We start from the raw sequence: 10,526 nt of genomic DNA on the forward strand, positions 1-10,526 counted from the left end.
CCTTAGACTCCAATTAGGCTGCGTTGTTTCTCAGGCCGGTTTTGCCGACCATTGTTTCATTCATGATTTTCCGACCCATCGTGCGGATCGCCTTGGACAAGGCACAGCTGCCTGAGGCTTGCGATAGCAATTGACCCCGATCCAGCGCCTGTTTTGCGCGGCGCGCGTCGCTGGGCAGCCAGAAGCGTAATTCGCGTTCCAGCGCCTTTTGAGCTTCGACATGTTGGCTTGACCGGAATGTCGGTTTCGTTTCCTGGCTGATGACGATCTCAACCGGAGGTTCGAGCCGCTCTTTTGTGAAGAATTCGATCAAACGGCAGGCTTGGCGCACCGAAGAGACCGAGCTGTCACCCACCATCAGCATCCGGTCTGACGCAGCAACAACTGCGCCCAGCCAATCGACCAGCACACGTGGCAGATCGATAACAACAAAGTCGAATTCCAGACGCAAAGTCTCGATCAGCGCGCTGACCTGTTCGCGTGTCAGAACATCCAGAGGAATGAATTCTTCGGGCGCGCTCAGGACTTCCAAACCGGATGCATGTTGCACCAAAGATTGCTGAAGGAAAGTCCGGTCCGGCATTACCCCATCCTGGGCCATTCTCAAAAGCCCCGAGGAAGGCTGCAAATCTAAGGACGTCGCGACCGTGCCAAATTGCAAATCCAGATCTACGACAGCGACCTTGTTTCGCGTCCTTTTCCGGAAGATGCCGGAATAACCCTGCAATTGGTCCGCCAGGTTGATGGACATTGTCGACGCGCCGATGCCTCCACGGGCCGGGCATACGCTGATAATCTGCCCCAGTCGCTGCGGTTGCGGCGCATAAATTGTCGGCAGCAAGGATTTGTCGACCGTCAGACGCTGAATCTGTTCGGCCAGTTCGTCCTGCCCGATGGGATAGGGCAGAATCTCATCTACTCCCGATTTGTTCAGCGCACGCGCTTCGGTCAATGAGATGTCACGGTCGCTAAGTGCCAGCAAGGTGCCGCGCGAACCGGTGCTACGACGAAGATCGCTGACAGTTTCCAGATCCAATTCGCCTGAAAAGCTGAACACCAGCAGGTCATTTTCACCCATCAGATCGCAGGCGCGACCGTTTACCGAAGATAAGGTCCCGAAATGTGTCTCTAGCGAAAGATCGTCGAACCGGTCGACGGCCTGGGCGACTGAATCCTTAATCGCCTCATTATCAGAGATTAGGGCTAATGATTTTTGAGTCATTTTTCAGCTCCCATGATTAGAAATTCAACCGTTGACTCCACTGGCGAGGTCTTCGCCAGGAAGGGTTGCGCTAAAGTCGGAAAATATTTTGAAGCCCGTTGTCGCGGTGGTCAGCGCATCGGTTTCTGGCGTTGAGCCGCCCAGAACCAGCGCTGCTATCGAACCCAACGGAGAGACGAACCGGAACGGAAGTTCTTCGATTGTCACTGTGACCATCGGTACATAAGGGCCACCCAGGAAATTCATTTCCGGGTCGAAGTCGTAAGTGAACGTGATGTTGCTTTCGTCAAAAGTTGCGGTGGGATCGTTGGGAACGGCAAACTGAAGCATGTTCCAGATGTCGGTCACGGTGGTCTGGGCAGCTGCATTCGCGGGGGCCGCACCGGTGCATATGGTGGTGGCCGGTTCGACACAAACGCCGGATGCGAAACTGCAATTGGTTCCGAACCGCGGGCCGGTGATATCGGTATAGGTGCCTCGGCTGTTGGTTGTCGGAACGCCGCCACATGCGGGTGGCATCACTGCAGCCATCCGAGCGGCGACCTGTGCTGTTTTTTCAGCAGCAACATAGTGGAAGGCCAATCTGCCGAAATCTATCAGGCCCAGGAAAATCAAAAGGAACAACGGCAGGACAAAGGCAAGCTCAGTGACCGTCGACCCATCTTCGTGACGGCCAAGTCGCGACATTTCGCGGGTTATCTTGTGAATGCGGCGGGTCATGGTCCAAACACCCGGCTGCGATCTGTGATCGTGGTTTGGATCTGCGCCGTCGCCGAACCTCCGACCAGTTGGAACAGGGGCGTGAACGGCAGATTTGAAATCGTCAGTGACGCGGTCAGGACGGCAACCGGTGTGGGCGAAACGCGGTATTCACCTGCGTTGCCAACGCATTCGAGGGACAGCGAGTCTAGACCAACAGCAATGTCAGTGGTCGAAAGCGATGTCAGAGTGTTTGAGACAGCAGCTTGGAAATCGCCGATTGCAGCGCTTGGCGAGGTGGTGCACAGGTCCGACGGAGCGATCCGGCCAACATAACGAGCAGTGTCCCGAACCCCCGTGATCGCATTTTGATAGGACCAGAAAATCCGCCCCCCTTCGACGATCAGGGCAAATGTCACTAACAGGATTGGCAAAAGGATCGCAAACTCGACCAACGCCGCGCCGGACTGGTCGTTGCGGAACCGGCTAAGGGTATTGCTGATATGATGGGAGGCACCAAACATGATCATTACTCGTAAAGCTGAACTAGATCGTGAACGATGCCGCCGACTCCGGCGCCGCCGATGCCATCCGATACGGTCTGAATGACCTCACCATAGATGACCGCGTTGGCACCGGTGCTTCCGGATTCCGAGGGGCGGATCAGGAACATCTCGATGAAACTGGTGACCGGAATGGCGCCTGACCCGCCGTTCAGCTCATCCTGAAAAGTCGCGCAATCGATACCGGCGACGGTGATGACACGACGCGTGGGATCGGCACGACCGGCAGAGGGGGGTTGGCACGAAGGCATGCTGCTTTCAGCTTTACCACCGGCGGTCAGGATAGCTTCCAGAGCGGCCTGGTTGGTGACCTCTGCATTGTAGATGTCGTACCGGGTGCCACCAGTCGGGAACCAAGGCGGAATGCCGGTTGGGAGAGGGCCGCTGAAATCTGCGCCATAGTTGATGGTAAGATACTCAGTAAGCCCGGTAGTAAAGACGCCATTGCCTATGCGAGGTGTCGGGCAAGTGCCGCTGGCAAAACAATCGTCAAGTGGCAGCCCAACGGTCGCAGCCGGATCAAGGATCCCGTTCGCATCATAAGTGGGCGACAGCTGGCTGGTGCAGTTGTTTCCGTTACCTGCAGTGATCCAACCGTCCAGGACATGCGGGGAAGAGGCGAAATTGTCGACGTCGTAGCGCGAGCCGTTGCTGAACTGCATGGCGCTGGATTCAAATCGGTCGAAACGTGTGTTAAAGCCAGCCACCATGTTGCCCACGCTCAGACCCGGTCTGGTTTCAACGGCTCTTTGGCTGAAGCACATGGATACAGCGCGCGATGCGGCCAGAGCACATGAATCTTCCTGACCGTTTGGTGCAGGTTCGCAGGCGCCGGACGTGTCGATGGCCAAATTCTGATTAGAAGACAAAAAACCAAAGTTTCCAGGACCCCAATGGCCATTGCCGCCCTGACTTACCATCCTAATCAACTGGCCTTCGGTCAGATCAAGGCTAGGTTGCGGCAGGCAGATGAACATGGGGGTGATGTCGCAGGCCATCAGGGTGAAGCCTGCTACGGCATCGGCGTTGACGCTGGAGAAAGGCTGCGCATTGCCCAAAAGAGCCGCCGCTGCCGCCGCCAGCGGAGTGCCGACCTCATGCGTGTCGACGGTCACCCGAACATATGCCGCAATCGGCCCGCTGGCAGGATCGGTCGAATCCAGCAACTGCGCGGGTTGAGCGGGATCGGTTGCAGTGGTCGGCGGGTTTTCGTAAAACCGCAGCTGGTAATCCGTTGCACCGGACAACAGCTGATCCTTGTTGCGAATGCCAAAGCTTTGACGGTCGCGGATCATGTTTGCAGCCGCATTTGTGGCGCGGGTGATTGAATCCGGGCGACCATCAAGTTCCCCCGCAGCCGCAAGGGCAACATTGTCCGCAAAGCTCTGCAATTCCGACTGAGTGGTGGTCACCCGACCAATGTCGAATGCAAGGGCGGCCATTCCGACCATCACCGACAAGGCCACCGCAACAAAGACCAGGATCGCGCCGTCTTCGGAGCTACGGAATTGACGTATGAATTGAGCGAGGGACACGGTCGAAACCTTCGTTGGTCGATTCAGTTGATGATGGATTCTGTCACTTCGGTGCCGCGGCGGACCCGGACTATGGTTTTACGCACCGGTTCTTTGATGTCCTGCGCAACAACCGGCTCATCAATCAGAAGATCGTTAAGTCGCGTCATGGTCAGCGTCTTGTCCTCGGTGTCATCAATGGACCGCAAGGTGAGGCTCAGCCGACCGGCACGTTGCGCCAGAGCAAGGCGCTGGACCTGATCCGGGGTAACGGCAACAGTAACCGTACGTGCAACAACGGGTTGGTCGGTCTGTTCGTCAGATTCCTGATCAACACCAATGACCCTGATGTTTTGCAAAATTGTGACGGCGTGCATGTCTCTTTTTTCGCCAGTGGTCATTACTACATCGACCCGATCACCTGGGGTGACAAAGCCCCCTACGGCGGTTTCGGCATCAACCTCAATGGCCATGGCGCGATGATCTGCGCCCAGCGTCTGAACGATGGTGACCTTTTCACCAAAGTCGGAAACCTTGCTGTTCAGGATCAGTTCACCCTGAGCAATTGCGCGACGAGCGCGACGGGTCGGCATGCTGGCCGCCGCAATCAGGTCGTCGTAGTCTGTAAAGACGCCCACGGGTACAGCACCACGGGGCCAGTCAATGGTTGTCAGCGCGCCGGGCTCGATTTCTTCACCAAACGAAATATCGCGCGATGCAACGACCACGCTCACCATCTCGCTCTGGGCCTCGACATTTGCGGACTGAGCGTCAAATTGAATGTAATCCCGAGCGACGTAAACCGACCCTCCGGCTACGACCAGGCCCGTCAATGCAGTGAAAATGGCAGAGAGTCTCATCTGGTGCTCCTTCAGCTATTTCCTGGCGTTTTTCGAATGAACCGATCTGAACGGTTGCACTTTGCCAGCGGATCAAAAAATTTATCCTGGGCGATAAGCACGCGGAGCTGGGTGCACCGCGTGCTTTGTCTTAATTAAGGAATCAGGGTTTCCGCGTTGGTGAACTGACCGTTAACGTCGGCGCCCAAAGCGGTCAGAGTGGCCACTGCAATCGCCGTGACAATGGTCAGGGCGACGCCGTATTCCACGATGGTCGCGCCGCTTTCGTCGCGTGCCATGGTCTTCATCTTTACATAAAGCTTCAACATTTTACTCTCCTAGTTAACTCACTAGTTACTCATGGATGCCGCCCAAATTCGCGGCGTTCTAACCCCCCCATATGGACGGAGCCTTCCACAAGGTTAGGTCCCGCCATCGGGGCACCGCATCCTCCAAACCACGGAGAAATACACGTCAAGATTGTAAGATTTGGCAGTTTGGCCGGTTCTTTGCCGCAAATTGGCCCGTTTCCTTAACGGAATCTGAATGGCCAGATCTGTGATTCTTTCCCAACTGACGGGCCGCTAATTGCGGTGCCAGGCGGCTTTGCTGCACAAATGGACTGAAGGATTCACCTCATGAATCCAGCATGGTAACCGAGAGACACGACCCGTTGGACCCGGACGAAGTACAAGACCGGGAACTGGCCTTCGTACAATACCGCATTGAAAGAACGAGGATCGCTTTCGATCTGGTTTGATCCTGAGATGGATTGGACACCGCCACCTTCAGCCAGGCGCGGCCGTCACCAGAGTTTCAGCAACGCCGTGATCCAAGCGTGTCTGACCCTGTTCTGTTCGGGATGCGGCTTAGGCAAACCGCAGGCTTCGTGGGCAGTCTCTTGCGGCTGACTGGCTTGTGGACTGAGCCGTGCCTGATTTCAGTGCCCTGTGCCGCCGTAAAAGAACGTTGAACGTGAGCCTTCCGTATCGTGGCGGATGCGGCCCGCTGCATCTGCTGATCGACAGCACCGGCATCAAATCTGAGGGCGAAGGAGAATGAAAGTCCCGCAAGCATGGTAGCCCCAAGCGGCACATTTGGCGTAAAATACACGTAGGCATCTACGAGGAAACACTGGAAGTGCACGCCGTTGAAGTTACCACAAGCAACGCCGGACACGCGCCATTACTTCCCGAGTTGCTTGATCAAAACTACTAGATCAGAACATCGGGTCAGTGACCGCAGACGAGGCATACGACGCGCGCAAATGCTACGGCGCGATTGTCGCCCGCAATGCCCACGCCATCATCCCGCCACGCAAGAACTCCAAGCCATGGAACCCCACATCCGCCTGTGCCATTGCCCGAAATGAGGCGGTCACTGCATCTCGATACCCGGGCCGCGCTATCTGGCAACAGTGGAGCGGGTAGCACCACTTGCAGAACGGCACTGCTGACGCATTCGAGTGGCGTTGCTATTCGCCATCTGCAATTGGTGGCAGCAAGTCCGCACCATTTCTTAGCGGGTCAACTGGAACCCTCGGTGGAGTGTGCCGCGCGCAGCCTATTTATGTAGCGACGTGAGAAACGTCTTTGTCCGGCGAATAAATATCCAAGATGTTCCAATGTCCGGTTGTTGGCGTCGGGTTGTTGATCATCGGGATATCCAAAACCGTTGGCTTGCCACTGGCGATTGCCGCCTCCAATGCGGGCAACAATTCGTCAGCAGCGCTGAGCCTGTGTCCTTCTGCACCATAGGCCCGCGCTATGTCGGCATAGCCCGGCCCGTTTGCGGGCGCCTCGGCTGATCCGGGGAAGGTCGTTCCATAGGTCAGGCCGTAATGCGCTTTTTGCAGTCCTGCGATGGTCCCGAACGCGTTGTTGTTCATCACAAGCCAGATGATGCCCAGATCAAGTTCGACAGCTGTTGCTAGCATTGACGGGTTTTGACCAAACCCACCATCGCCGACCAGGCTAAGCACCACCCGATCAGGTGCCGCCAGTTTCGCACCGATTGCACCCGGAGGTCCAAAACCCATCGTAGCGAAGCCGCCCGGTGTTAGGATCGAGCCGGGAGTCAGGATATCGAACTGTTGCCCTACTCCGTTCTTGTTCCATCCAACGTCAGTGGTGATGATCGCATCTTCAGGCAGTGCCTTGCGGGTATCCGCCAGAATACGCTCAGGCATCATCGGAAAGGCAGATGAGGTCGCCATTTCCAAGTTACGCGCTTTGAAGTCCGTCCGGAAATTCTTGATCTGCTGTTCCAGTGCGGGGCGGTTGAAACCGTCCGGATACATCTCGCGGGCAACGCGGGTCAGAACTCGCAGCGCGGCCCTGGCATCCGCAACAACGCCGATCTCGGTGGGATAGTTCCGGCCGATCTCTTGCGGTTCGATGTCGATGTGAATGACTTTGGATCCGGGAATGTTGAACGTGTAGCCGGGATACCAGCTGGAGCAATCGGCCTCTTTGAACCGGGTACCCACGGCAAAGATATAGTCCGCGTTCAGGCAGGACTGGTTGACCAATTCGGTGCCCCAAAACCCGGTCATGCCTAACACTAGCGGATGGTCGTCCCGCAACGCGCCTTTACCCATCAGTGAATGCGCAACGGGCAGCCCCATATGTTCAACGAACTCGCGCAATTCCTCACTGGCTTGTGCCAGAAGAATACCACCGCCGACATAAGCGACCGGGTTTTCGGCCTGCGCCAGTGCTTCAATGATTTCACGCGCGGTTTCATCGTCAATTGACGGTTTCTTGAGCGCGCGCGTGTTGTCGCGGATACGGTCGAAGCTGTCTGAGGGGATCACTTCCGAGAAGATATCCATGGGCACGTTGACCAGTACCGGTCCAGGCTGGCCGCTTTCGGCAAGATGGAATGCTTTCTCCAGGATTTCGGCCATCAGGTCTGCGCGATCCACCCGCCAGGCGCGTTTGACAAAGGGTCGATAGATCTCCCACTGGGCGGCGTCCGCGTGCAGGTTCACCTCCTGATGCGGATGCTTGCCGTAGTAATGCGTGGGAATGTCACCTGCGATCACGACCATGGGGATACAGTCCAGCGCCGCGTTGGCGACCCCGGTGGCGCAGTTTGTCAAACCTGGGGAGAGGTGAGACAAGACCACCGAGGCCTTGCCCGTCACGCGGGCATAGGAATCCGCCGCGTGGCTAGCGATTTGTTCGTGTCGTACTGTGACGAAATCGATGGGGCTTTCGGCAAGCGCAGCCAGAACCGCGATGTTCGTGTGGCCGCATAGACCGAACACATGCTTGACCTTACGGCGTTCGAGAAAGTCAACGATATGTTCGGCAACGGTTTTGCCTTCCAGTTTCGCTCCGTCCATTACGCGACCTCCTGTCCGTAGAACTCACCGAACAGGTCCGGCTCCGAGGGACGGTCCTCGGGGATCGGACGACTGACCCAGGTGTAGTTCATCATGTGTTTCATGGTGACGTTTTCATTTGTGATGTTGCCGCCCCAGATGCCACAGCCCAGGCTGCTGGTCATGGGCATGCCATTTGTCCAGGCACCTGCGTTGGCTTTGGACTGAGGCTGTCGAACCATCATGCGGCTGACCGGAGCCAGACGCGCCAACCGGTCGATGTGATCGTCATTGTGGCTGTAGATACCGCAGGAATGGCCCTTGCCCCCGGTGTTGTAGATCTGGCTGACCGTTTCCAGCGCGTCATCGAACGTGTCGAAGTGATAAAGCGCCATCAGCGTAGTCAGTTTTTCCTTGGAGAACTTGTGCTGCGGTCCGATTTGCCCATGATTTTCAACCATCAGAAACTTGCGATCTTCGGGGATGCTAAAACCGGCGACCTTGGCCGTTTGCTGCGGCGGGCAGGCGATGGTCGGGAAAGTACGGTTGCCCTTCTCATCCCACATGGCCGCTTCGAGCATCGACTTCTCTGCGTCCGAACACAGGTACCCGCCTTCGGCCTGCAGCGCCTTGACCATTTCGTCGTAGACCGAGCGCTGGATGATGATGTTGCCGTCAGCGGAGCATCCCGACCCGAAGTCCGACGTCTTTGAAATCCGCGTGTTCTGGGCGGCGATATCCAGATCGGCTGTCTCATCGATGACAATGGACGAATTGCCCGCGCCGACGCCATAGGCCGGACGCCCTGAACTATAGGCCGCTTTGACCATCGGCTTGCCGCCCGTCGCCAGCGTCAGGTCACAAATCTCCATCAGATGCTGCGTCAACGGGATCGATGGTTTTCGGATCGACTGGAACAGGTCTTCGGGGGCACCGGCGGCGCGGCATGCTGCGCGCATGACCTCGACCATCTCAAAGGTGGTATGGGCGGTTCGCGGGTGCGGGCTAAAGATGACGGCATTCCTGGCGTTCGCGGCGGACACGCCGGTCACCGGTGGTGTCATCGCAGGATTGGTCATCGGGATCAGGGATGCGATGACGCCAGCAGGCTTGGCATATTTCACCAGTCCTTTTTCCTCATCCACCTCGACGATACCGGTCGATGGCGTGCGCAGGACATCGCGCAGCACCATGTGAATCTTGAACCGCTTTGCTGGACGTCCCGCACGATCTCCGATACCGCTTTCGTCCACGCCTTGCTGGGCCAGGCGGGTGAAGGTTTTCTCGTTTCCTGCGTACCACGCAATGGCCTGAGACAGGCGGTCCAGCCTGTCCTGATCCCAATCCTCGATCTCGGCCATGGCAGCGCGGGCGCGTGCCAGCATATCGGCCGCCATATTGCGGTCGTTTTCAGTGAGCTCTTTGCCCATGATAATCCTCTTGGTGTTTTGGAATTGCTGCATCGGGCATACGGCGCTGTGACCGCGCCTCGCCGAATGTTCGCTTGGCGTGGCTGAGACAGCGACGCGCGTGTTCTTCATACCCCAACTCGGCAACGCGACTTTGGTTGGGCAGTTCAATAGAATAATCGACGGGTGGCATCCGTTCGATGATGCCGGTGAAGTCAATCCAGCCTTCGCCAGGATAGAGCCGCGCATCGCGGGCAAGTTGGATCATGCCCTCGCGCGTATCAGCGATGCCGGGCAGGCAATCAGAGATGTGCAGGAAGTGAAACAGGTCCGAAGGGACGTGCAAAAGCTCTCCGAGATCTACTCGGCTTAGGTGCAGATAAAGCGTATCGACCAGAATACCGCCATTCGGCTGATCAGAGGCGCGGACAATATCCAGTGCTTCATCCAGAGTGCGCAAGCGGGAGAAGCTAGGGAACTCAAGGTCCACAGATATCCCGTAAGCTGCGGCCAGTTCGCAGGTCTCAGAATAGACGTCGATCAGAAAGTCACGATCATCGCGGGTGTTGGTCCACGCACTCATGATCATACGCTTGGCGCCGAGTTCCCCGCCAATTTCCAACGAGGGCTCAAAGCTGCGCGGATCGACATCTTCGGTGATGCGCGCAAGTTCGACATCAAGGACCTTCAAACCGGTAGTAGTCAGAGCCGTTTTGGTTGCCTGCACCAGGGTCCTGTCGATCGGGGATTGGGTGAATTCGCCGGGCACATGCATCGGAATGAACCGAGGGCTGACGGCATCGTAACCGGCCCGCGCGGCGATATAGACCAGCTCGGGCGGCGTACAGCCAATCAGCGTCAGATGCGCCAAGGAATAGAGAGAGGGGCTTGTGCCAGCCTCTTCGGGTTTCACCATGAACGACAGCTCCACGTGTCTGCGAATCTAAAATTC

Annotated in this window: 9 protein-coding genes and 1 pseudogene; 1 reads left to right on the forward strand and 9 read right to left on the reverse strand. The window is 57.0% G+C overall.

Annotation, left to right across the window (positions count from 1 at the left end):
- Window positions 1-13: 13 nt before the first annotated feature.
- From ACR3EJ_RS02355 to ACR3EJ_RS02380, 6 genes are all read right to left on the reverse strand, one after another.
- Window positions 14-1,222, reverse strand: coding sequence for an AAA family ATPase (locus ACR3EJ_RS02355; protein ID WP_170547187.1), 1,209 nt, complete (start codon window positions 1,220-1,222; stop codon window positions 14-16).
- Between the two features lie 24 nt (window positions 1,223-1,246).
- A complete protein-coding gene (locus ACR3EJ_RS02360; RefSeq protein WP_170473873.1) occupies window positions 1,247-1,942 on the reverse strand; it encodes a TadE/TadG family type IV pilus assembly protein in 696 nt (231 codons plus the stop codon).
- A complete protein-coding gene (locus ACR3EJ_RS02365; RefSeq protein ID WP_170547183.1) occupies window positions 1,939-2,445 on the reverse strand; it encodes a TadE family protein in 507 nt (168 codons plus the stop codon). Before ACR3EJ_RS02365 ends, ACR3EJ_RS02360 begins: the two co-directional genes overlap by 4 nt.
- A 5-nt stretch (window positions 2,446-2,450) precedes the next feature.
- The gene (locus tag ACR3EJ_RS02370; RefSeq protein WP_170547181.1) at window positions 2,451-4,019 is read right to left on the reverse strand and encodes a Tad domain-containing protein; all 1,569 of its coding nucleotides are present in this window, start codon (window positions 4,017-4,019) and stop codon (window positions 2,451-2,453) included.
- 23 nt (window positions 4,020-4,042) lie between these two features.
- A complete protein-coding gene (cpaB, locus tag ACR3EJ_RS02375) occupies window positions 4,043-4,858 on the reverse strand; it encodes a Flp pilus assembly protein CpaB (protein ID WP_170547178.1) in 816 nt (271 codons plus the stop codon).
- A gap of 134 nt (window positions 4,859-4,992) precedes the next feature.
- Window positions 4,993-5,166, reverse strand: coding sequence for a Flp family type IVb pilin (locus ACR3EJ_RS02380; protein WP_010443521.1), 174 nt, complete (start codon window positions 5,164-5,166; stop codon window positions 4,993-4,995).
- Window positions 5,167-5,562: 396 nt separating this feature from the next.
- Between ACR3EJ_RS02380 and ACR3EJ_RS02385 the strand changes: the two are divergent.
- Window positions 5,563-6,264: pseudogene (locus ACR3EJ_RS02385) on the forward strand (IS5 family transposase); the annotation flags it as partial.
- 140 nt (window positions 6,265-6,404) lie between these two features.
- On the opposite strand, the gene ACR3EJ_RS02390 reads toward ACR3EJ_RS02385, so the two are convergent.
- Genes ACR3EJ_RS02390 through ACR3EJ_RS02400 form a run of 3 tightly spaced genes read right to left on the reverse strand, consistent with a single transcriptional unit; the run spans window position 6,405 to window position 10,490 of the window.
- Window positions 6,405-8,186: a thiamine pyrophosphate-binding protein gene (locus tag ACR3EJ_RS02390; RefSeq protein ID WP_170547175.1), complete on the reverse strand. Its 1,782-nt coding sequence runs from the start codon at window positions 8,184-8,186 to the stop codon at window positions 6,405-6,407.
- On the reverse strand, window positions 8,186-9,595 hold the full coding sequence (locus tag ACR3EJ_RS02395; protein ID WP_170547172.1) for an aldehyde dehydrogenase family protein: 1,410 nt from the start codon (window positions 9,593-9,595) through the stop codon (window positions 8,186-8,188). Before ACR3EJ_RS02395 ends, ACR3EJ_RS02390 begins: the two co-directional genes overlap by 1 nt.
- The gene (locus ACR3EJ_RS02400) at window positions 9,576-10,490 is read right to left on the reverse strand and encodes a sugar phosphate isomerase/epimerase family protein (RefSeq protein ID WP_170547169.1); all 915 of its coding nucleotides are present in this window, start codon (window positions 10,488-10,490) and stop codon (window positions 9,576-9,578) included. The genes ACR3EJ_RS02395 and ACR3EJ_RS02400 overlap by 20 nt, the downstream gene beginning before the upstream one ends.
- Window positions 10,491-10,526 lie beyond the last annotated feature (36 nt).

The organism is Ruegeria sp. AB11 (assembly GCF_056536325.1).

Bases quoted from the DNA above. Each gene is read 5' to 3' on its own strand.
- ACR3EJ_RS02355 (WP_170547187.1), bottom strand. From the start codon at position 1,222: ATGACTCAAAAATCATTAGCCCTAATCTCTGATAATGAGGCGATTAAG.
- ACR3EJ_RS02360 (WP_170473873.1), bottom strand. From the start codon at position 1,942: ATGACCCGCCGCATTCACAAGATAACCCGCGAAATGTCGCGACTTGGC.
- ACR3EJ_RS02365 (WP_170547183.1), bottom strand. From the start codon at position 2,445: ATGTTTGGTGCCTCCCATCATATCAGCAATACCCTTAGCCGGTTCCGC.
- cpaB (WP_170547178.1), bottom strand. From the start codon at position 4,858: ATGAGACTCTCTGCCATTTTCACTGCATTGACGGGCCTGGTCGTAGCC.
- ACR3EJ_RS02380 (WP_010443521.1), bottom strand. From the start codon at position 5,166: ATGTTGAAGCTTTATGTAAAGATGAAGACCATGGCACGCGACGAAAGC.
- ACR3EJ_RS02390 (WP_170547175.1), bottom strand. From the start codon at position 8,186: ATGGACGGAGCGAAACTGGAAGGCAAAACCGTTGCCGAACATATCGTT.
- ACR3EJ_RS02395 (WP_170547172.1), bottom strand. From the start codon at position 9,595: ATGGGCAAAGAGCTCACTGAAAACGACCGCAATATGGCGGCCGATATG.
- ACR3EJ_RS02400 (WP_170547169.1), bottom strand. From the start codon at position 10,490: ATGGTGAAACCCGAAGAGGCTGGCACAAGCCCCTCTCTCTATTCCTTG.